The sequence below is a fragment of the Nocardia albiluteola genome (genome assembly GCF_018860155.1).
Classification (GTDB): domain Bacteria; phylum Actinomycetota; class Actinomycetes; order Mycobacteriales; family Mycobacteriaceae; genus Nocardia; species Nocardia albiluteola.
In genome coordinates this window covers 123,829-145,791 of record NZ_JAHKNI010000001.1, presented here as the reverse complement: position 1 = coordinate 145,791, position 21,963 = coordinate 123,829, and the positions used below count along the sequence as shown (strand labels likewise).

Genomic DNA, 21,963 nt, shown 5'->3' with positions numbered 1-21,963 from the left:
CGCGCCGTCATGGCAGTGCATTGGTCCCGGCCATCACCGGGCGTCGGCACAGCGGTGCTCAATCTAGCCGACCGACTCGCCCCGGTGCCGGGTAAACCCCGGCGCGGCGGGCAAATCCGGCCCGATTCGCCGGGAACCCGCAGGCAGTACGGTGCGTCGAAATCCGTATGACCGATATCGATTACGTCTTCGGCACCGGTGACGGCACCGTCCACGCCTGGTCGTCGCCGGCGGACCTGGCGCTGTCCGGATCCGGTGGGTGCGACGCGGTCCGGCTCGATTTCGACGGTTCCGGCCGGGCCGACGACGCCCTCTGGGATTCGAACGGCGACGGCGTCGCCGATATCGCCGCTCTGGACCTGGACGGCGACGGGGTGCTCGACCACTACTTCACCGATCCCAGCGGCCTGGGCACCTGGGATCACCAGATCTGGCCCGCGGATGCCGAACTCTCCCGAACGGACGTCGCGGAATGAGGCCTCCGTCGTGCCCTCAGGCGAGCCTGCGCCCGCGCCGCAGCCGCGAATTCACCGCGACGACCCCGATCCCCAGTCCGTAACAGCAGGCTCCCGCCAGTACCACCCCGACCGAACGCCCGTCCGCGGGCATCACCGCCGCGGCCACCGCGATCGCCAGCACGAAGGCGATATTGAACACGGTGTCCTGCAGCGCGAACACCTGGCCGCGCCGGGCGTCGTCGATATCGATCTGCATCGCGGCATCGCCGGTGAGCTTGATGGTCTGCCCGGCGAGACCGAGCAGGAAGGCGCCCGCCAACAGCAGTGTCCGGGCCCGCCGATCGTCGGCGCTGGTGGTGAGCGTGATGGGGGTGACCAGGACGACCTGCACCACGAGCGCGGTGAACAGCCCCACCACCACGGTCCGCGCCCGGCCCAGGCGCGGGATCAGCAGCGGCGCGATCACGGCGGCGACCAGCATGCCGGAGGCGGTCGCGGCGATCGCCACCCCGAAGCCGACCAGTCCGCCGCTGAGCGAGAGTCCGGCGCGGGTCGAGCGCCGCAGCACCAGCACCATCAGGAGCGTGTCCGCGCCGAAGACGATCCGGTGCACGCCGATCCCGATCATCGCGGTCGTGCATTCCACCGATTCCCAGACCGCCCCGGCGCCCGTTCGCAGCCCCGTCAGAATCGCCCGGACCGAGCTGGGCCGCCGGCCCGCGCGCTCGTCCGGCGCGGGCCCCAGCGTCCCGGCGCCGAATCCGATCGCGCACACCGCCCCGATCACCGACCCGCTCGCGCTCGCCGCCACCGCGACCGCCCCGGACAGGTCCCCGGCGCCGATGGCCCCGATGATCGCGACCGCCACCGCCGCCCCGGCGCCCGCGCAGCCGGAGGCCACCGTCGCGAGGACCGAATTCATCGCCACCAGCCACCGCCGATCCACCACCCGAGGCAGCGCCGCGGACACCCCGGCCATCACGAATCGGCTGATCCCGACCACCGACAGGGCCAGCGTCAGCAGCAGCGATGTCGGCGCGCCGGCGAGCAGGCATCCGCTCGTCACGCCGATCAGCAAGGCGCGCAACACATTTGCCACCAGCAGGACCATGCGCCGGTCCCAGCGGTCCAGCAGCGCACCGGCGTACGGACCGATCACCGAATACGGCAGCAACAGCACCGCGAACCCGGCCGCGATGGCCAGCGGATCGGTCCGTCGCGCGGGATCGAACAGGATCACCCCCGACAGCGCCGCCTGGAACATCCCGTCCCCGAACTGCCCGGCGAACCGCACCAGCGCCAACCGCGGCAGATCCGCACCGGATTGCCGCAGCGCGCGGAGCAGCTCGTGCCGCGCGGCGGACCGGCCGGGCGCGGCTACCTCGTCATCGGGTCCACCGGACACCCCGCGAGGGTACTGGATACCCCTCCGACGCTGGTCATTTGCCGCCCGCCGCGCCCCGGTGTGTATGCGGGATTGTTGCTGTGGATACCGCGTCACCCTGGGCAATGCTGTGGCACGCTAGAATTCAAGAGGAATTCAGGGTCCGGTGCGGTATCCGCTCCTACCCTGAAAGGCGATCGCTGCTCGGCCCGAGAGGAGGACCGCGGTGTCCACACTCACAACCCCGCACATCGATGTCCATCGCGCCGGCGATCGCATGAAAACCCGTGTGGCATGGCTGGATTCGAAGCATTCCTTCTCCTTCGGCGAACACTACGATCCCGAAAACACCCACCACGGACTGTTACTCGTCAACAACGAGGATGTCGTGCGGCCCGGCGAGGGTTTCGAGACCCATCCGCATCGGGACATGGAGATCGTGACCTGGGTGCTCAGTGGCTCACTGGTGCATCAGGATTCGCTGGGGCACGCCGGCGTCATCTATCCCGGACTGGCGCAGCGGATGAGCGCGGGCACGGGGATCCTGCACTCGGAGAAGAACGATTCCTGGCATCTGCCGCCCGAGCAGGGCGGCACCGGTGAGCACGACGATCCGGTGCATTTCGTGCAGATGTGGGTGGTGCCCGACGAGCCCGGTCTGGAGCCCGGCTACCAGCAGCTCGAGATCGACGACGAGCTGGCCGGCGGGGGCCTGGTCACGGTGGCCTCCGGCCTGCCCCGCTACCGCGATCGCACCGCGATCGCCATCAACAGCAGCCATTCGGCCATGCACGTCGCGCGCCTGGGTCTGCCCGGTCAGCCCGCGGTCGTCGACCTGCCCGCGGCGCCCTATCTGCACCTGTTCGTGACCGAGGGCGAGGTCGAGATGGAGGGCCTGGGCGTGCTGTACGCGGGCGATGCGGTGCGCCTGACGCGCAGCGGCGGCCAGCGGATCACGGCGAATAGACCCTCGGAGATGCTGGTGTGGGAGATGCACGCACGCCTGGGTGGGCAATAGCCGCACCGGGCAATACCATCGGCAGCCGAAGCGAACCCGGCCGTGCGCCCGGGTCGACGAGAGGACAGCCATGACGGAGTATCCCCCGCCCGGTCAGTACCCGTCTGCACAGGGCCCCGGCGGCGGCTATCCCCCACCGCCCTCCGAGGGCTATCCGATGCCGCCCGGCGAGCAGTACCGGCCGCAGGGCGGTCGCGGCTTGGCCGTCACGGCGCTGGTGCTGGGCGTCCTGGCGCTGCTGAGCACCCCGACGGTGCTGGGCGGGGTGTTCTTCGGCCTGCTCGGCCTGCTCTTCGGCATTATCGCCACGGTCAAGGCGCGCCGGGGTACCGCCACGGGCGGCGGGATGGCGATCACCGGGCTGATCCTGGCCGTCCTGGGCCTGGCCGGCGGCATCGTGGTCGGCATCGTGGCGGGTAACTGGCTCGCCGATCACGGCGGCCGGGACTACATGGACTGCGTGAAGCGGGCGGGCAACGACCAGTCGCAGGTTCAGAAGTGTGCCGACGAATGGAGGTCGAGCCTGCAGAACACACCCACGCCCGTGCGCTGACTCAGTGCCTGTCGCGAATCGCCGCGATGACCTCGGCCAGGTCGGGGCGGAAATGGCCCTCGGGTGAGTCGATCCAGACCCGGTAGCCGGTGCGTTCGTCGGCCGGAGAGGGCAGCACGATCCTCGTGCCCGGCAGCGCCAGCCCCGCATACTCCCGGTACAGCGCCGCCAGCACGGCCGTATCGTGCACGGATTCGTCGGCGTGCGCGGTCAGGAAGGTCCAGCGGCTCGAGCGCGGATGTCCGATGATCGGGCCGCAGCGACCGTGTGGGGCCGCGCCGGGCTCGCCGTTGGCCCGCAGCCGTTCGCGTACCCGCGTGCCCAGCGCCGCGGGGACGGTGACCGCTCCGATGGCCCCGATCTCCAGCATGATCCGGCCCAGGTGCGGCTCGACCATGCCGTACAGACCGTTTTCCTTGCGGTAGCGCCGGCAGCGCTCGAGCGCCTCCTGGGTGGTCACGAAGGATGCCACCGGCGCGGTGAGCGCGGGCGCCGGCGCGGCGGGTGCCGGGTCGTCGAGCGTGCCCATGGCGAGCCTCCCAGCATTGGATGGCGGTGCACCGATAGATCGACGCTAACCCTGCGCAATCGAAATGACAATAGTCACACGCCAGCGAATTCGGCGGCGTACCATCGGCGCACATGGCACCTCTGTCCCCCACGGTGGCCCGGTGGGAACTGGTTCTGCGCCTGCGGGAACTGCGTGAACAACGCGGATTCGATTCGGCGACCTTCGCCAGGCGGGTGGGATTCACCGCGGCCAACTGGTCGCACGTGGAGAAGGGCCGCAGGGTCCTGACCGTGAACACCATCGGCCCGGTGCTGGAACTGCTGGATGTCTCCGACGAGGAGCGCGAGGAGCTGCTGGCCCTGCTGCAGGCCAGCAAGGAGCGCGGCTGGTGGGCCAAGACCTCGGCCCTGACCGGTGTGGAGCTGCAGCGCTACTACGGGATGGAGTACGGCGCGGAGAGCATTCGCAGCTACGACAGCCTGGTGATACCCGGCCTGCTCCAGACCGAGGACTATGCCCGGGCGCTGATCAGCGCGGATGTGATGATCAGGCCGGTGCAGGTGGAGCAGTTGGTGGCGGTGCGGATGCGAAGACAGCAGCGGGTGCACGGCCCGGATCCGGTGAATCTGACCGCCGTGGTCGGCGAGGCGACGCTGCTGCAGCAGATCGGCGGGCCGAAGGTGCTGCGCGGGCAGCTGGAGTATCTGGTGAACTTGCTCGATCGGGTCGACACCGTCGAGCTGCGGGTCATCCCGTTCAGCGCTCCCGCCGGCGCGATCCTGGGCGCGGCCAGCTTCCATCTGCTCGATTTCGCCGGGGAGACCCTGCCGACTTTCGGATGGTCCGAGAGCGCGGTCTTCGGGGGTGCGGTCGACAATCCGGAACAAGTTCGCGATCTTGCGTTCGCATATGTGCGAACGCTGGACCAATCCCTCAGTCGCACTGACTCATTGGCCATGATCAGAAAGTACGCTCGCGTGTAAAATTCTGCCCATGCCGTATTCACAGGTTCTGTATCGGCCGGAGGTCACCGGCTGGTTCGCCTCGACCCGCACCAACAACGGCAACCAGTGCGTCGAGGTCCGGTTCGACTGGGCGGCGGTCCTCGTCCGCGATAGCAAGTTCCGGCGCAATCCGGCGAACCGGCCGCAGGACGAGCCGGTCATCACCGTGAGCGCGGGCCAATGGATGGCCTTCCTCGACGCGGTGCTGGGCCGGGTGGCGGTGGCCGATCCCGCCGGGCCGGTGGCCGAGCGCGGGGCCGACGGTCACACCACGATCCGGCACGGCGCGGTCTCGCTGACCTACACCCCGGGCGAGTGGGCGGCCTTCGTGGCCGGCGCGCGCGACGGCGAATTCGATCGGACCCCGCTGTCGGTCTGAGCCACGACGGCGCCGCGGGGCGATGTGCCCGGTATGTGCTGGTTCGTCGCGGAGGTCGGCTCGCATCGGCATACTGGACAGCGTGACTGCAGACGTGACGAGTTCCTCGGGCCTTGATCTCTCCTTCCGCGACGCCGCCGTGCGGGTGCAGGACGACCTGTTCGCGCACGTCAACGGCCAATGGCTGGATACCCACGAGATCCCCGCGGACCGCGCGGTCGACGGCGCCTTCCGCACGCTGTACGACCAGGCCGAGCTGGACGTGCGCAAGATCATCCAGGCCGCGTCCGCCTCCGATGCCGCCCCCGGCTCGGACGAGCGCAAGATCGGCGATCTGTACAACAGCTTCATGGACGAGGCCGCGGCCGAGGCGGCCGGGCTGACCCCGATTGCGCAGGAACTGGCCGCGGTGGCGTCGGTCGCCGATCGCAGCGAGTTCGCGGCGCTGCTGGGCCGGCTGCAGCGCACCGGCGTCGGCGGCGCGCTCGGGTTCTATGTCGACACCGACGACAAGAACTCGCAGCGCTATCTGGTGCATGCCAGCCAGGCCGGCATCGGACTGCCCGACGAGTCCTACTACCGCGGCGACGACTACGCCGAGATCCGCACCAAGTACGTCGAGCACATCGGGCGCATGTTCGCCCTGGCCGGGCTCGATCTCGATCCGCAGCGCGTGTTCGAGCTCGAGACCAAGCTGGCCGCCGGGCACTGGGACGTGGTGCGCCGCCGCGATGCCGAATTGAGCTACAACCTCACCACATTCGCGGACCTGTCCGCCGAGCATCCCGAATTCGATTGGGATGCCTGGACCTCCGCCCTGGCCGAGAACGTGGAGAAGTCCGGTCCGGAGCTCTTCGCCGAACTCGTTGTGCGCCAGCCGGACTACGTGCGCACCTTCGCCGGGCTGTGGGCCTCGGAGCCGCTGGCGGATTGGCAGGCATGGGCGAGCTGGCGCGTGCTGCGGGCGCGGGCGTCATATCTCACCGCGGCGATCGTCGAGGAGGCCTTCGACTTCAACGGCCGCACCCTGTCCGGCACCCAGGAGAACCGGGAGCGCTGGAAGCGCGCGGTGTCGCTGGTGGAGGACCTGCTCGGCGAGGTCGTCGGCAAACTTTATGTGGCACAGCACTTCCCGCCCGCGGCCAAGCAGCGCATGCAGGTGCTGGTGGAGAATCTGCAGGAGGCGTACCGCCGCAACATCGCCGAGCTGGAGTGGATGGGGCCCGACACCCGCCGGGCGGCGCTGGCCAAGCTGGAGAAGTTCACCCCGAAGATCGGCTACCCGGATCGGTGGCGCGACTACTCCGAGGTGCACATCGACCCGTCGGATCTGGTCGGCAACTACCGCAGCGGGCATGCCGCCGATCACGACCGCGACATGAACAAGCTGGGCGGCCCGGTCGATCGCGACGAGTGGTTCATGACCCCGCAGACGGTCAATGCCTACTACAACCCGGGCATGAACGAGATCGTGTTCCCCGCCGCGATCCTGCAGCCGCCGTTCTTCGACATGAACGCCGACGACGCGGCCAACTACGGTGGCATCGGCGCCGTCATCGGTCACGAGATCGGCCACGGGTTCGACGATCAGGGCAGCAAATACGACGGCGACGGCAACATGGTCGACTGGTGGACCGACGCCGACCGCACCGAATTCAGCAAGCGCACCAAGGCTCTGATCGACCAGTACAACCAGTTCTCCCCCCAGGCTCTCGCCGGCAACCACAAGGTCAACGGCGAGTTCACGATCGGCGAGAACATCGGCGATCTCGGCGGCCTCTCGATCGCCCTCGTGGCCTACCAGATCGCCCTGGGCGCCGATCAGCCTCCCGTCATCGACGGCCTGACCGGCCTGCAGCGCGTGTTCTTCGGCTGGGCGCAGGTCTGGCGTACCAAGGCTCGCGCCGAGGAGGCCATCCGCCGCCTCGCTGTCGACCCCCACTCCCCGCCGGAGTTCCGCTGCAATGGCGTCGTCCGCAACCTCGACACCTTCCACGAGGCATTCGAGGTCGAGCCCGGCGACGAGCTGTACCTCGCCCCCGCCGAGCGGGTGCGCATCTGGTAGGCGCACGAACCGTCGTTCGCACAGAGAGCGGTACCTTTCCCGGAGGTACCACTCTCTGTGCACGGTGCCTGTCTGGAATTCGGGATTTGTTGTCGGCCAGCGGATTCCACGTAGGGCGTGCCAAATCGGCAGCCAACCAACGGGTGGATCTTCTATCCCCCGTATGGGTCGGATAACACGAACGGTGTCTGTGCGATATCGAGGACATCGGCGGGGAATTGCGGTCCGGCGATGTAGTAGCGCGCGCGGGTGCGACCGACGGGCTCGAGTATTCCCAGATTGACGAGGTCGCGTAGATCGCGCTGGGCCTGTTGCAGGCTCAGCCCTTCCGACTGTTCGTACCGAGTGCGCCGCACCCGGCCGGATATCGCCACATCATGTAGAGCTGCGACAACCCGTTCATCGAGTTCGGTGTTTGCGGCGAACTCGTCCAGCAACGCCCACACCTTCCCGGTGCGGATCCACCGGGCATGCACGGTCTGCGCCTGCTGGTGATAGGCGGTCAGATTGAACCGAATCCATTCGGATGCATCCTGTTCCGGCCGGAATACGGTGCCGCGGCGGCCGAGCACGCGGTAGTACTCCCACGTATTGCGCGACCGTCCCAGCCATGCCTCGATAGACGAGAATTCGGGAGCCAGGACCCCTTCCCGGGCAATTAGCAATGTCTGCAGGGAGCGTGACATCCTGCCATTGCCGTCGGCCCACGGATGGATCGATACCAGGTTCAGATGGGCCATGGCCGCGCGGATCAGCGGATGTACGTCGTCGGGGGCGTTGAGCCAGTCGACGAGTTCGGTCATCAGAGCTGGTAGCTGGTCGACATCGGGTGCGGTATACGCGGCAACGCTCGGATCGTCGGTATCTGTCACGTATACCGGGCCACGACGCCACTGACCCGCGATCTTGCGCGGTGTATGTCTGTGCCCCTGCAACATCCAGTGCATTGCATTGAGCTGACCTGTGCTGTATGAGAAGTCGTCCGCATCGTGCAGGGTCTGGATATAAGTCATCATCTGCTCATAGGCGAGGGTCTCGGCCCGGTTCTCCTCGGAGACGTCAACGTCGCGTTCGCCCGCGATCAGGTCCTCTACATCGATCGTGGAAACCTTGAAACCCTCGATCGAGTTGGATGCCGCCACGGCATCCGCGGTGAGAAATTTGCGCAGACCACCGGTCCACTTGCCGGGGTGAGCTTGAAGTTGATGGCGCAGGTCGCCGCGCATCCGATCCACGTCGGCCAGAACGCGCGCATCAGCTGCGGTCAGCGTTGGGGTCGAGATCAGCATGCGTAAATAATATGTCGACGTAATAATTGCGTCAAACATCTCGGGGGCTTCGGCTGGATCTGGAGGACGTAGATGCCGCGAAGTTGCTTCTACACGGCCCTGTAGGCCGATCTGTTCTAGGCCGGTGCTGATGATCTGGTCGACGGCGGGGAATTCAGGCGGGATTACTCGCGTGGGTCAGGGTCTCCCACATGGTGAACAGGTCCATGCCCGCCGGGCGCTGCTTATTGGTGAGCTGCCCGGTGTAGGGCATGTCCATGCCCATCCGGTTGTGCAGCGCGTTGTACGCGACCTCGGTGACCGGGCCGAGCTCGCGCTCGAGGTGTCCGCCGCACAACCAGGCCGGCATGGGTTCGCCCAGTTGGTATTTCGAGTGCAGTTCGAAGCCGGCCCGCAGGCGGTCGGCAACCTGCGGATAGAGGTCGTGATGCTGGATGCGGCCGGTCTCGGCGATGTGCGCGATCGCGGACAGGCCGTACCCGGTGTGGGCGAAGTCTCGGCAGGTCTCCTGTGCCACGCCATCGACGAGCTGGGACTGCCCCCACCAGTACTTGGTGATCTCCGCCGGGGTGTGCGCGTGCGTGCGGGCCGAGACCTTGGGCAGCGGGCCGTCGGAGCTGAGGTAGACGTAGGCCGGGACCCGGTTCAGATACATCGCGACGGCCTTGTCGTAGGTGGCGCGATCGTCGAGGAATATCCCGATGCCCTGACTCGCCTCGAGCATCGATAGCTCCCAGTTCCCGTTCGAGGGGGAACCGGTGATCACCTTGGGCAGGTACACCTTTCGCAGCAGCTCGGCGAACTTTTCCGCGCCAGGCCAGCCGGTGTAGGTGTACCGCACGATCTCCGCGGCCCGCGTCCACACCGAGGCGGCCCACCCGCTCTGCAGCGGCGCATTACTGCCGGTGTGCCCCGTGAGCACCGCCGACCACGCGTCCATGACCTCGATGGACTTCTGTGCGAACCGCGCCTGACCGGAGATGTACCAGGCCAGGGCGTCGGTATAGGCCGCGGCGGCGTCCCGGCGCTCGTCACTGCATCCGTTGTTGGGGTGGTCGTACGGACCGCAATCCACGACCGCGCGCGGCTTGGCCCGATAGTCCACCGCCGCGGACTGTGTCGCCAGCATCGCCTCGTAGGCCCCCTTCCACGGCTGCGCCCCCGCGGTGACCTGCTTCTTCACGAAATCCAGCTGGCCGCGCGATACCAGCACCCCTGGATGCGCGAAATCCCCTGTTGCGGAGGCGGTGGTGGCCGGCGCGGCATGCGCACCCGGCTGCCCGCCTCCGCTCGAGCACCCCACCGATGATCCGGCGATGGCCATGACCGCGATCAGGATCGATACGATTCGGGCGCGGCGGTGCCGGGGCATACGGATGTCCCCCATCGGAGATCGGTGCGGTGTCGAGTGTGGTCGCAGTCAACCTATCGTCGCGCAGCGTTCGGTCGTCTACCGGTGGGGGATCCCGTGCGCGCTATTTCGGGAGCTTGGGCTGGATCTGGCGGGTGTAGATGGCCTGGAGCTGGTCCTGGACGCCCGCCAGGGCCGCGGCGGCGTCCTTGTTCTGGAGGCCGATCTGTTCGAGGCCGGTGCCGATGATCTGGTCGGCGCCGGGGAGGAAGACGCGGGCGTAGTCCTGGGATTTGGTCAGGGCCAGCTGATCGATGGCGGTCTTGTTGACCGGGTTCTTCGCCAGGAAGTCAGCCTCGCTCGGCTCCTGTACGGCCGACTTGCGGACCGGAATGTAGCCGGTGGCCTGGGAGAAGTACGAGGTGTTCGCGGCATTGGTGATGAAGTCGATGAACTTCAGCGCGTTGGCCTTTCGCGCATCGGAGATGCGGGCGGGAATGGCGAGGCCGGCGCCGCCGGTCGTGCAGCCGGGACCGTTGGGGTGCGGCAGGAAGGCGGTGCCGAAGTTGAGCTTGCCCGCGGCGTTCGCGTTGATGCCCTTCAGGTCCCCGGTGGAGGTGATGGCCGAGGCCACGACGGCGGTGCCGAAATCGGTGGCGATGTTGGGGCGAATGCTGGCGTACTTCTTGTCGTTGATCGAGGAGCGCAGGTAGTTCCCGGCCTCGATGGTGTGGGGATCGGTGAACTTCAGCGTCCACTGATCGGAGTAGGCGCCGCCGAAGGTCCAGTTCGGCCCCTGGAACGTCCACGCCAGGTAGTTCTTGGCATTACCCCAGCCGTGCGCCCACTTGCCGTCGCCCACCACGCGCTGCAGCTCCGGGCCCCACTGGTCGAATTCCTGCCAGGACTCGGGGCCGCGGTCGGGCAGCCCGGCCTTGGCCCAGATGTCCTTGTTGTAGCAGAAGATCGGGGTCGAGCGGGAATACGGCAGCGCCCAGGTCTTGCCGTTGAACTTGTAGTCGCTGACGAAGGAGTCGACGTAGTCCCCGACGTTCACCCCGGCCGCGGAGAAGTGACCGTCCAGCGGCTCGATCGCGTTGGTCAGCGCGTAGTTGAACCACCAGACATCCGACAGCACAACGACATCGGGCAGATCGCCGCCGGTCAGCGCAGCATTGAACTTCTGCGCGACCTCCTCGTAGTTGCTGCCGGCATCGACCAGATTGACCGTCAGATCCGGGTACTTGGCGTGGAACCGATTGATCAGCTCGGTCTCCTGATCCTTCGAGGTACCGGGATGGTTGGACCAGAAGGTGATCGTCTTGGCATCACCGGATTGCTTTGTCCCGCCGCCGGTTCCGGCGCAGGCCGTCAGCGCCAGGCCGGTGGCGGCCATCCCGGTCAGGCCCAGAAAGCCGCGGCGCGACAGCGCGGGCCGAAGGGAATCCGAACTGAACACGGCAAACTCCTTGTAATGGTTAGCTTTTGACCGCACCGGAGGTGAGGCCCTTGATCATCTGGCGTTGCAGAATCAGGAAGACGAGCAGGATCGGCACCATGGTGAGGAGGGTTCCGGCCATGACCGGACCCCAGTTGGTGACGCTCGGATTCTCGGTGTTCTGCAGCAGCGTCAGCCCGACCGGCAGGGTGGCCACCCGCGAGTCGTCGGCCATCAGGAACGGCCACAGATATTCGTTCCACTCGTTGACCAGCGTGACGACGGCGAAGGCGACCATGGTCGGCCCCGACATCGGCAGCACCACCCGGGTGAGCAGCCGCCACCAGTTCGCGCCGTCGATCCGCGCGGCCTCGATGACCTCGCTCGGCAGCGACAGGAAATGGTTGCGCATCAGGAACGTTCCGAACGCGACCCCGCACAGCGGAACGATGATGCCCGGGAAGGTATTTCGCCACCCGAGCTGCGCGACGAGCGCATAGTTGGAGATCACCGTGATCTGGTTGGGCACCATCAGGGCCGCGATGATCACCAGGAAGATCGCCGTCTTGCCGGGAAAGCGCAGGAATACCAGCCCATACGCGCTGAACACGCCGAGCACGAACTTCACCCCCGCCACGATCGCGGTGACGATCAGCGAATTGCGCAGGAAATGCCAGAACGGCAGGGTGGTCGTGGCGACGTGGTAGTTCTCGGGATGCCAGCTGTGCGGCCAGTACGTCGCGGGCTGGGTGTAGATGTCGGGGCGCGCCTTGAACGAGGTGATCAGGATCCAGAACAGCGGCACCCCGACGATGATCAGCACGCACACCATCGCGGCGTAACCCAGGAACGTCGCCGCGAACCGGCGGCGTCGGTACGTCATGCTCATCATGCCTCCCGATCCATGACGCGGACCTGCACGAGCGTGACGATCAGCAGCACGACGAACATGATGGTCGCGACCGTCGCGCCGTAGCCGGCCCGGAGGTTGCGGAAGGACTCCAGATACACCTGGTAGACCATCGTCGTGGTGCCGGTGCCCAGCGGCCCGCCGCGGGTCATCACGTTGATGATGTCGAAGACCTGCAGCGAATTCAGCATCACGGTGATCGACAGGAAGAACGTCGTCGGGCGCAGCTGCGGGAGCAGCACATGCCAGAACCGGCTCCACGCGCCCGCGCCGTCGATCTTGGCGGCCTCGGACAGCTCGGGCCGGGCGCCCTGCAGCGCGGCCAGGTAGATGACGAAGCTGTAGCCGAGGTTCTTCCAGATGTATGTGACGGTCACCATGAACAGCGCCCAGTGCGGATCCTGGTAGAAGTCCGGCGCATGCGTCATCCCGAGCCGATGCAGCACGTCCTGCACCAGGCCGAAGCTGGGATCGAAGATGAACTGGAACGCCACTCCGATCGCCGCGCCGGAGATGACGAACGGCGCGAAGATCACCGACCGAACAGCATTGCGGCCGAACAGCTTCCGATCCAGCAGCATGGCCAGCGCGAGTCCGAGGACCATGCTGCCCGCGACCGCGGCCACGGTGAAGATCACCGTATTGCCCACGATCTGCCAGGAATCGCCGCGGCCGAACCACTCCCGGTAGTTGCTCAGGCCGATGTAGTTCGCGAGCGGATCGGCCAGATTCCAGTCGGTGAAGGACAGCCGGATGTTGTCGATCAGCGGCCGGTAGACGAACACCCCGAGCAGCACCAGATTGGGCACCACCAGAACAAGGAACAGCCCATAGTCACTCCAGGGCCGCCCCCGCAGGCCACGCCCGCGGCCAGGCAGAACTCGTTCGGGTCGCGGTCGCACCGTGGCAGCCTTACGCCTTCGGGCAAACAGTCGGTTAATCGCCGTTGCCCGCCTGCTGAACAGTCCGCGCGGTGGATCACCAATCGCCGACGTCTCCCCGGACAAACCAGACATGCGCCGAATCGTAAAGGGACGGATCTCGATTGCGTGGTTAATCGCCAATGAACTTCAGTCGGAGATCAACACAACGCCCACCGATGATGCCGGCTCGGCGGACGGTGCCATGGGGGAAACGGCACCCAGCGGACAACAATGCTGGTAGATCAATAGATGCAACGCGGCCCCGGACTCGATGTCCGGGGCCGCGTGACCAGCAACTATCTCACTCTCAGGCCCAGTCGCCCATGCCGTCGCTGTGGCTGGCCTGGCCGCCGTTGGTGTTCTTCACGACCACCGGGTCGCCCTTCTGCGCGTTCTCGAAGAACCACTGGGCATCGGCCGTGCTGACGTTCAGGCAGCCGTGGCTGACGTCCGAGTTGCCCTGCTGGGACACCGACCAGGGCGCGGCGTGCAGGAAGATGCCGTTGTTCGCCAGCCGGGTGGCGAACTCGACCGGGACCTTGTAGCCCTCGGGCGAGGTGTCCGGCACACCGAAGGTGGCCGAATCCATGATCATCTTCCGGTTCTTCTCACCGACGTAGTAGATGCCGTTGGGCGTCGGGTGCGCGGTCTTGCCCATCGAGGTCGGCATGGTCTTGATGACCTGGCCGTTCTTGGTGATGGTGATGGTGTGGGTGGTGTCGTCGGCGGTGGTGATGACCTCGTCGCCGGTCTTGTAGGCGACCTTGGTGCCGCCGGCCTCGACGGTGATGCTGTCGTGCGCGGGCCAGAAGTTCTCCGGCCGCCAGCGCGCCTGCTTGTCGCCGTACCAGTAGAAGTGGCCCTTCACCGGGGTCGACGAGGTGATCCGGATGGCCTTCTCCGCCGTGGCGTGGTCGGTGACGGGATCCTTGAAGTTGATGAAGACCGGCTCGGCCACGCCGACGACGTCGCCGTCACCGGGGCTGAGGGTGGGCCGGGCGAAGTTGGCCTGCGGGAGCGCCGGCGGGTTCTGCATCGGCGCGGCGCCGGGTGCGGGCTGCGGGCTCTGCACCAGCGCGGGTGCACCCGGAATATCGGGGCCGCCCGGCCACAGCGGCGTGGCGGCGGCCGTGCCTGCGGCCAGCGCACCGGCGGCGGCTACCGCGAGGGATAGGACTCCGATCCGCATTGTCCGGGGTGTCTTGTCCCGCAGGGGTTTCCGACAGGTGGTGATGCGCAAAGCCGTTCGTCCTCTCAATCTCACAAATTCACGCGCGAAAACGCGCGGAAGATCTCGTTCACGATCCACAGCGAAATGTGTATCGCCCCCTGCCCGGATTCCATTACTACATCTCCGGGCGATGCGATCCAATCGTCCAATGCCAGTTATGAACTCGCAGCGCACGATGTGCGATCGATCACCGATCCCGGCGTGCGGTATCGATCCGGGTCGTCTGCGCCGCTCGGGGCGGTTTGCCGGACCGGAACTGCGACGTGGCCGCAGATAAGAGAAACGATGCCTACTCAAACATCATTGTGAGGCAAATCACTGCCCTGACCGGGGTGAGAGATGACCTTGAAGGTAATACCCGAACGCGGTCCGGTGGCGATGTTGTGCGGCACCGACAGCGGCATCGGCCCCCGGGCGTATGCCGGCGTGAGCGCGAGTTCGGTCCGGGCGATCACGGTGGCCAGCACGATGCGCAGTTCGTAGTCCGCGAGCGAGGCGCCCACGCAGCGGCGGTGCCCACCCCCGTACGGCGCGAATTCGAAGGGGCCGTAACGGCGTTCGAGGAAACGCTCGGGCGCGAACCGCGCGGGATCGCTCCAGACCTCGGGATCCGAATGCAGCAGCGGCACCGCGATGCCCATGGTGTCCCCCGCGCCGAGCTCGACGCCGCGCAACGTGTACGGCCCGGTCAAGCGGCGCAGCACGATCGGCACCGGCGGATGCAGGCGCAGCGTCTCCTGGCAGACCGCGTCCAGGTAGGGCAGCCGGACCAGGTCGTGCGGTTCGGTTGCCGGATCCACCTGCGCCAGCTCCGCGCGCAGCCGCCGCAGCGCCTCGGGATGGCGGTGCAGCCGGTACAGCGCCCAGACCAGGGTGGTTGCGGTCGTCTCGTGCCCCGCGACGAGCAGGGTGCGCAGCTGTTCGAGCAGATCGGTGTCGGATATCGCCTCGCCGTCGTCGTAGCGGGCCTCGAGCAGCATCGCCAGCACATCCTCGCCGAATATTCCGGTGGCGCGGCGGGTTTCGATATCGGCGGACATGAGCGCATCCAGGCGCGCACGGGCCGCGGTGAACCGGTCCCACGGCGAACGGCCGAATACGCCGCGCCGCAATGCGGGAACGAGCATCAGCGGGCCGCCGAAGGCATTCAGAAATCGGTTCACTGCATCGATGTATTCGGCACGGCGGGAATGGCTTTCGATGCCGAGTACCGCCTCGAGAATGACCCGCAGGGTAATGGCGCGGGCCGCGGCGCGGGCATCGACCCGGGTGCCCGGGGCCCACGGCTTTCCGGTGCGGCGGCCGTCCAATTCGTCCCGGGCAGAATCGCGAATGATGGTGGCGTAGCGAATCATTCGGGATCGATGGAAGACCGGTGCGAGCACCATACGCTCGCGATGGTGCCGTTCCCCGCGGGCCAGGATCAGCGACGCCGAACCCACCATCGGTTCAATGGGATTCGGCAGTGGCGGCACCACCAGCTCGATCGGCGCGCGCAACAGCTCGCGCGCCCCGGCGGGGGTGCCGGTGAACAGGCCGCCGCCGAACCCGGGAAATCGGACCAGGAACGGATCCCCGTCGCGGGCGCGGCGCCACCGGAAATACCGCTCGAAGTCGACCCCCGCGAACAGTGCGTGCAGCAGGACGGGCCGCGGCGCCCGCGGTCCGTGGCTGTCCGGCGCCGGAGACGACATCACTCCAACCTGGCCTCATCCAGCACCGCGGTGTGCGCCATACCCCCGAGCCGGGCCATGCGACCGTCGCCGATCGTGTTGAGCGCGTTGCCGAGCCGGTTGGTGACGAACGCGACCGACAGGCGCAGCTCCGGATCGGCGAACGCGCCCGAACCGCCGACACCGTAGTGCCCGAACGCCGTGCGAGGCGGGCGGCGCGAGAGTACCGGCGGGCGGTGATATCCCAGGGTGAACGGGGACGGAACGCCGAGCACGTAGTCGCGACGTTCCGCGAGCTGCACGTGATTGATCGCCGCGATCGTCTCCGGCCGCAGCAGCGGCGGGGCATCCGGGGCGGTACCGGCCAGCCGGCCGCCGTTGGCCAGGGCCCCGTACATCTGCGCGAGCGAGCGCGCGGTGAATACGCCGTTGAACCCGGGCATCACCGCGTCGTGCACCCGGGGGTCCGCGGCCAGGGTGTCGAATCCGTCCGGCATTCCGGCCTCGGCCACACCGCGCATCACGTGGTTGCGCTCGAACTGTGCGGCTGCGGTATCCCACCGCATCCCCGGGATCTTCAGCCGGGGAAAGGTCGGCGCGATGCGGAACCGCTCGGATTCCGGTACGCGATACCAGAATTCGGCGGTGCCCAGCGGTTCGGCGATCTCGCGGCGCAGCACCTCGGTGAAATCGTCGCCGGTGGCCCGGCGCACGATCTCGGCCACCAGCCAGCCGAAGGTGACCGCGTGGTATCCCGAGGCGTGCAGGCGCCGCGGGTCCGGCGGGGCCGCCGCCAGCGCCGCCACCATGGCGTCGTAGTCCAGGAGGTCGGCCGGGGCCGGGGCCAGCCCGCGCACCCGGTGCAACCCGGCGCGGTGGGCGAGCACCTCGCGGACGGTGATGGCGGCCTTGCCGTTCGTCGCGAACTCCGGCCAGTACTCGGCGACCGGCGCGTCGTAGTCGATCAGCCCACGCTCGGCGACCCGGTGCAGCACCGTGGCCGCGACGCCCTTGCCGGTGGAAAAGCTCAGCGCGACCGTGTCGGCCGCCCAGCGCCGGTCCGGCGCGGCCCACCCCGCCCACACGTCCACCACCGGACGGCCGTCGAGATAGATCGCGAGCGCGCCGCCGCCGTGGGTGGGCCGGTCGAATATCCGGAGGAAGCGGTGCACGACCGGGACGAAGCGCGGGTCGATGAGCATCCGCGGCGCGCCCGGCTCCGGGGTGATGTCGTCCTGATCTGGCATCGCCGCAACCATCTGCCGAACCTCCTCGCCCTGCTCCGATATCGGGCCTCGTCAGGGCGACGACGGCCCGATAGCCAGCCTAACTCTGCCCGCTCCGACCTTACTCGCAGGTAACGTGGTGTGATCAGGCACATTCACGGCCTCGATCCGCCGCGGGCGTGCCTTCAGCCGATGCGGAAGTCGTCCGGGCGGGCGGGCGCCGCCGACCGTTCCTGGGGAGCCGGGCGGCCCGGCTGCGAGGCGGTCTGCCAGCGGCCGAACGGTGTGGCCAGGCACGCCGCGCCGCTGTGCGAATCCCAGGCCAGGGCCGCCGAACCCAGGCAGACGACCGTCGGCCCGCCCGAAATCACCTGTGCCTGTGAGCCGTTCATCGCGATCGTGAGGGCGATCAGGTCGCCGGCCGGTGCTGCGCGCAGCGAGGTGTACGCGAACGCGTCGGGACCCAGGCCGATCGCGATCGGCACCCCCGCGGCCCCGTCGCTGGCCCCGACGCCGCCGCTCGCGCCGAATCCGAAGGCCATCGCACCCGAACTGGCCCTGGCATATCCGACCCCGTCGTAGGCGCCGGCGCGGGCGTATCCGGCATCGGAGACCGCGGCCCGGCAGGCCGTGTGCCCGTCGACGACCGTGACGTCCTCGCCCCGGCCGGAATCGCAGTTCACTGCGGTAGCTGATGCATTGCTAATTCCATTTGAATATATACCGACTGCTGCGGCGGAACACGCAATTATGCTGATCAGCTTCATTGTTCAACTCCATCCTGACGTACAGGACCACTGTACCCAGATGGTTGCTACGACTCGGCAATTCGGTACGCGACCGTTTCACGTGGCGGATTCCCGCATGTGAAACGACACCGATTCTCGTCACGATCCGTAGCGTGAGAGCAATGAGTGATTCTGCATCCCCGCGCCTGCGTTCGGCGACCGGGCGATGGATTCTGCTGGCCACGGTGCTGGGCTCCGCGGTGGCCTCGATGGATGCCACAGTCGTCAACATCGCGCTGCCGCGCATCGGGAATGCCCTGCACACCGGGGTTTCCGGGCTGCAATGGACATTGAGCGGCTACACGCTGACGCTGGCCTCGTTCATCCTGCTCGGCGGATCGCTGGGGGACAAACTCGGCCGTCGTAAGGTATTCGTCTGGGGCACAATCGGTTTCGCGGCGGCCTCGGTACTGTGCGGCGCGGCGGTGAACATCGAGATGATGATCGCCGCGCGGGTGGTGCAGGGGGTGGCCGGCGCGCTGCTCACCCCGGGCAGCCTGGCTCTGATCTCGGCGTCCATCGACCGGCGCGACCAGGGCGCGGCGATCGGCCTGTGGTCCGGATTCGGCGGGATCGCGGGCGCGATCGGCCCGTTCCTGGGCGGCTGGCTGATCGACGTGGCCACCTGGCGCTCGATCTTCCTGATCAATGTGCCGCTTGCCGCGGTGGTGGTGGCCGTCTCGCTGCGGCACGTGCCCGAGAGCCGCGATCCGAACGCCTCGACGCGGCTGGACATTCCGGGCGCGGTGGTGGTGGCCCTCGCGCTGGGCGCGCTGACCTTCGGCCTGATCGAGAAGATGCCGGTGCTCGCGGTCGCCGGTCTGGTGCTGCTGGCGGTGTTCGTGGTGATCGAAATGCGCAGCAATCATCCGCTGGTGCCGCCGTCGCTGTTCCGGTCCCGGGTGTTCACCGCGGCGAACCTGGTGACCCTGGCTGTCTATGCCGCGCTGGGCGGGGTCTTCTTCCTGCTGGTGCTGCAGCTGCAGCAGGTCGCGCACTTCTCACCGCTGATGTCGGGCGTGGCCACGCTCCCGATCACGCTGCTCATGCTGGTCCTGTCCTCCCGCGCGGGGCGCTGGGCCCAGCACCACGGCCCGCGCCCGCTCATGACGATCGGACCGCTGCTGTCCGCGGGCGGGCTGGTGCTGTTGCTGCGCATCGGATCCGGTTCGGGCAGCATCGGCGGCTATCTGCGGGACGTGCTGCCCGGTGTGCTGGTGTTCGGGTTGGGGCTCTCGGCGCTGGTAGCCCCCCTGACGGGGGCGGTGCTGGGCGCGGTTCCGGCGGGCGAGGCGGGGATCGCGTCGGGGGTCAACAACGCGGTCGCCCGTACCGCGCAGTTGCTCGCGGTGGCCGCGCTGCCGGGGCTGGCGGGGATTTCGGGTTCGATCGGGGACGCCGCCGTGATCGATCACGGCTTCCGGGTGGCGATGTGGATCTGTGCGGGCCTGCTGGTCGTCGGCGCGGTCATCGCGGCCGCACTGCTAGGCAGCCCGCGCAAGCGCGACGCGCTGCCCGCCCAGCCGACCGACGTGGATTGCCTGCCGAACTGCGGAGTGACCGGACCGGCCGTGCAGCCGAAGCTTTCGGGGCAATAAAAAACCGCGAGGCGGCTGTCCGAGTCGAACACTCGAATTGCCGCCCCGCGGTGCGGGTTTCACTCCGCGCTCCGAACGAGGGAGAACCGGTCAGATCGGGCGGAAGCCCGCGCCGGCGCCGCCGCGTGCGTTCAGATCGCGCACGATCGCGCTCATGTTGGTGCCGACCTCGGGACCGAAGCAGGACACCGCCAGGTAGGCGTTCACCATGCCGACCAGCGTCGAGCCGATGACCACCGGTGCGCCGGAATCGCCCTCCACCACACACATCTGGGACCAGGTCTCATCGGTCTGGAAGATGTCGCCCCACGCGATGCCGCAGGTGTTGCCGGTGGTGCGGCCCTCCTTGCAGACGATGTTGGGGAACTGCGCCGGGGCGCCGAGCCGGGTGATCGTCACGTTGCCCACCCGATTGACCGGGACGACCTTGCCCGGATCGAATTGGATCACCGCGTAGTCCAGATCGTGGTTCGAATACACGAAGCGGCCGATCACACCCGCGCCGCGATCCCGTTCGGCCCACACCTGCGCGCCCGCCTCGCCGCAGTGGCCGGCGGTCAGGCCGACCAGCCGTCCCGCCCCGTCGTGGCCGATCGTGGTGACCGTGCACTCGAACTGGTTGTCAATGATGATTCCGGAACCGCCACCGATGACCGCCGGTCCGGCCGCGGCCTGCGCGACTCCCGCGCCCGTCCCGAGCAGCGCCGCGCCGATGGCGACTGCGAAGGCGGTACGCGCCGCCTTGGCGAGTGTGTTGAACATGTCCCTCCAGAGACGTCGGAAGCCCGCACGATATCAATCCATGTAGTTACTACATCCTGTCAGTAATCGCGCTCCGGTGTGCGTTCTACGGGACTGTAGTTTGCTGGTCGGCTGCCACGGATCGTGAGGTCGGGCCGGGCGCGGCGCGCGGGGCGCACGCGGCGTCGTGACCGGCGCGTCGGCGCGGCGACACGGCCCGCAAAGATACACGATTCGCGGGTTCGAGAGATAGGCTCCGAGTTTACACGGCGAGCCATTATTTAGATTAATTCGTTCCGGTTTATTTCGCGGAGCGACCGAGAAGAGTTGGACATTCGTTCAGGAGTGTAGAACCTGTTCTAGAAGCCATCCGCCGTTTTTGTTGCTTTTCCCAACCAATTGGCCCATTTCACAGCCCCGGACCGGCCGTGATGTGGGTCTATGGCTGGAGTCACTGATCGTGATGTGTTTTTCCTAACTCCGTAGTAGGGTGCGTCAAGCAAACAGTCGTCGGGGCGAGTAACCGGCGTCGAGAGGGGTTAGCCAGTGCAAGTCACCACCGACGGTCCGGGCGGGTCGGGGGCCACGCGTCCAGCGTCGCGAATGGGCGGCGCGCTCGACTGGACCAGAGGGTACTGGCAGGACCATCCGAAGCGTTCGCTGGAAACCTTCGGCCGTCAGATCACCATGGGCATTGCGGCCGTCGCCGAGCTGTTCGTCAGCATCTTCCGCCGCCGGTTTCCCTTCGGCGAATTCGTTCGCCAGTGCGCGTTCATGTCCAGCGTCGCCGCCGCGCCGACGCTGCTGGTTGCCATCCCGATCGGTGTCATCGTCTCGATCCAGGTCGGCTCGGTCGCCGGGCAGGTCGGCGCGACCTCCTTCATCGGCGCGGCCAACGGGCTGGGCATCATCCAGCAGGGCGCCCCGCTGGTTACCTCGCTGATGATCGCCGGCGCGGTCGGCTCGGCCATCTGTGCCGACCTCGGTTCCCGCACCATCCGCGAGGAGATCGACGCGATGAAGGTGATGGGCGTCGACCCGATGCGCCGTCTCGTAGCGCCCCGTCTGGGCGCCGCTATGTTAGTGTCGGTTCTGCTGTGCGGGTTCGTCGTCTTCGTCGGCTTCCTGACCGGCTACATCTTCAATATCTTTGCGCAGAACGGCACGCCGGGCTCCTACATCGGAACCTTCGCCTCCTTCGCGGTCACTACGGACCTGCTTGTGGCACTGGTGAAGTCGTTGATCTTCGGGTTGCTGGCGGCCATCATCGCCTGCGACACCGGGCTGAACACCCGTGGTGGCCCGGGCGGAGTCGCGAACTCGGTGAACACGGCCGTGGTGCTGTCCGCGGTGATGTTGTTCGGTGTGAACCTGATCGTCACGGAGATCTACAACACCCTGTTCCCCCCACAGATGGTCTGAG

At 67.4% G+C, this 21,963-nt stretch carries 20 protein-coding genes; 8 read left to right on the top strand and 12 right to left on the bottom strand.

The annotated features are described in order from the left end of the window. Positions 1-167: 167 nt before the first annotated feature. Positions 168-476, top strand: coding sequence for a fimbrial protein (locus KO481_RS00675; protein ID WP_215914970.1), 309 nt, complete (start codon positions 168-170; stop codon positions 474-476). A gap of 16 nt (positions 477-492) precedes the next feature. Here the strand turns inward: KO481_RS00675 and KO481_RS00670 are convergent, their stop codons facing one another. Further along, positions 493-1,863 carry an MFS transporter gene (locus KO481_RS00670; protein WP_372451863.1) on the bottom strand — a complete coding sequence of 457 codons (1,371 nt, stop codon included), beginning with the start codon at positions 1,861-1,863 and terminating at the stop codon, positions 493-495. Between the two features lie 205 nt (positions 1,864-2,068). Between KO481_RS00670 and KO481_RS00665 the strand changes: the two genes are divergently transcribed. Both KO481_RS00665 and KO481_RS00660 read left to right on the top strand, forming a co-directional pair. After that, positions 2,069-2,860 (top strand): pirin family protein, encoded by a 792-nt coding sequence (locus KO481_RS00665; RefSeq protein ID WP_215914969.1) that lies wholly within the window; start codon positions 2,069-2,071, stop codon positions 2,858-2,860. A 70-nt stretch (positions 2,861-2,930) separates the two neighbouring features. After that, complete coding sequence (locus KO481_RS00660; protein ID WP_215914968.1) at positions 2,931-3,413, top strand: DUF4190 domain-containing protein; 483 nt, start codon at positions 2,931-2,933, stop codon at positions 3,411-3,413. 1 nt (position 3,414) lies between these two features. Here the strand turns inward: KO481_RS00660 and KO481_RS00655 are convergent, their stop codons facing one another. Then, on the bottom strand, positions 3,415-3,942 hold the full coding sequence (locus KO481_RS00655; protein WP_245400208.1) for a hypothetical protein: 528 nt from the start codon (positions 3,940-3,942) through the stop codon (positions 3,415-3,417). A 113-nt stretch (positions 3,943-4,055) separates the two neighbouring features. On the opposite strand from KO481_RS00655, the gene KO481_RS00650 reads away from it, so the two are divergent. The 3 genes from KO481_RS00650 (at position 4,056) to KO481_RS00640 (ending at position 7,372) form a co-directional block, all read left to right on the top strand. Continuing rightward, on the top strand, positions 4,056-4,907 hold the full coding sequence (locus KO481_RS00650; RefSeq protein WP_215914967.1) for a helix-turn-helix domain-containing protein: 852 nt from the start codon (positions 4,056-4,058) through the stop codon (positions 4,905-4,907). 10 nt (positions 4,908-4,917) lie between these two features. After that, complete coding sequence (locus KO481_RS00645; RefSeq protein ID WP_215914966.1) at positions 4,918-5,307, top strand: DUF397 domain-containing protein; 390 nt, start codon at positions 4,918-4,920, stop codon at positions 5,305-5,307. Between the two features lie 82 nt (positions 5,308-5,389). Further along, positions 5,390-7,372, top strand: coding sequence for a M13 family metallopeptidase (locus tag KO481_RS00640; RefSeq protein WP_308166193.1), 1,983 nt, complete (start codon positions 5,390-5,392; stop codon positions 7,370-7,372). 152 nt (positions 7,373-7,524) lie between these two features. Here the strand turns inward: KO481_RS00640 and KO481_RS00635 are convergent, their stop codons facing one another. From KO481_RS00635 to KO481_RS00595, 9 genes are all read right to left on the bottom strand, one after another. Beyond that, entirely contained in the window at positions 7,525-8,700 is a 1,176-nt protein-coding gene (locus KO481_RS00635) for a Fic family protein (RefSeq protein WP_245400207.1), read from the bottom strand. Between the two features lie 115 nt (positions 8,701-8,815). Next, on the bottom strand, positions 8,816-10,048 hold the full coding sequence (locus KO481_RS00630) for an alginate lyase family protein (RefSeq protein ID WP_215914964.1): 1,233 nt from the start codon (positions 10,046-10,048) through the stop codon (positions 8,816-8,818). Between the two features lie 88 nt (positions 10,049-10,136). Next, complete coding sequence (locus KO481_RS00625) at positions 10,137-11,408, bottom strand: ABC transporter substrate-binding protein (RefSeq protein ID WP_215915839.1); 1,272 nt, start codon at positions 11,406-11,408, stop codon at positions 10,137-10,139. Between the two features lie 82 nt (positions 11,409-11,490). Beyond that, the gene (locus KO481_RS00620) at positions 11,491-12,342 is read right to left on the bottom strand and encodes a carbohydrate ABC transporter permease (RefSeq protein ID WP_215914963.1); all 852 of its coding nucleotides are present in this window, start codon (positions 12,340-12,342) and stop codon (positions 11,491-11,493) included. Beyond that, complete coding sequence (locus tag KO481_RS00615; RefSeq protein ID WP_215914962.1) at positions 12,339-13,262, bottom strand: carbohydrate ABC transporter permease; 924 nt, start codon at positions 13,260-13,262, stop codon at positions 12,339-12,341. Before KO481_RS00615 ends, KO481_RS00620 begins: the two co-directional genes overlap by 4 nt. Positions 13,263-13,590: 328 nt before the next feature. After that, complete coding sequence (locus tag KO481_RS00610; protein WP_215914961.1) at positions 13,591-14,472, bottom strand: L,D-transpeptidase; 882 nt, start codon at positions 14,470-14,472, stop codon at positions 13,591-13,593. A gap of 335 nt (positions 14,473-14,807) precedes the next feature. Then, the gene (locus KO481_RS00605) at positions 14,808-16,208 is read right to left on the bottom strand and encodes a cytochrome P450 (RefSeq protein WP_215914960.1); all 1,401 of its coding nucleotides are present in this window, start codon (positions 16,206-16,208) and stop codon (positions 14,808-14,810) included. Beyond that, complete coding sequence (locus KO481_RS00600; protein WP_245400206.1) at positions 16,208-17,434, bottom strand: serine hydrolase domain-containing protein; 1,227 nt, start codon at positions 17,432-17,434, stop codon at positions 16,208-16,210. Before KO481_RS00600 ends, KO481_RS00605 begins: the two co-directional genes overlap by 1 nt. Before the next feature lie 164 nt (positions 17,435-17,598). Continuing rightward, a complete protein-coding gene (locus KO481_RS00595; RefSeq protein ID WP_245400205.1) occupies positions 17,599-18,180 on the bottom strand; it encodes a DUF6764 family protein in 582 nt (193 codons plus the stop codon). A gap of 143 nt (positions 18,181-18,323) precedes the next feature. Here KO481_RS00595 and KO481_RS00590 point away from each other — a divergent pair, with 143 nt between their 5' ends. Then, a complete protein-coding gene (locus KO481_RS00590) occupies positions 18,324-19,799 on the top strand; it encodes an MFS transporter (RefSeq protein WP_215914958.1) in 1,476 nt (491 codons plus the stop codon). Between the two features lie 90 nt (positions 19,800-19,889). Here KO481_RS00590 and KO481_RS00585 read toward each other — a convergent pair whose 3' ends face one another. After that, a complete protein-coding gene (locus KO481_RS00585; protein ID WP_215914957.1) occupies positions 19,890-20,561 on the bottom strand; it encodes a chymotrypsin family serine protease in 672 nt (223 codons plus the stop codon). Positions 20,562-21,143: 582 nt separating this feature from the next. On the opposite strand from KO481_RS00585, the gene KO481_RS00580 reads away from it, so the two are divergent. Further along, the gene (locus KO481_RS00580) at positions 21,144-21,962 is read left to right on the top strand and encodes an MlaE family ABC transporter permease (RefSeq protein WP_215915837.1); all 819 of its coding nucleotides are present in this window, start codon (positions 21,144-21,146) and stop codon (positions 21,960-21,962) included. Position 21,963: the final 1 nt, after the last annotated feature.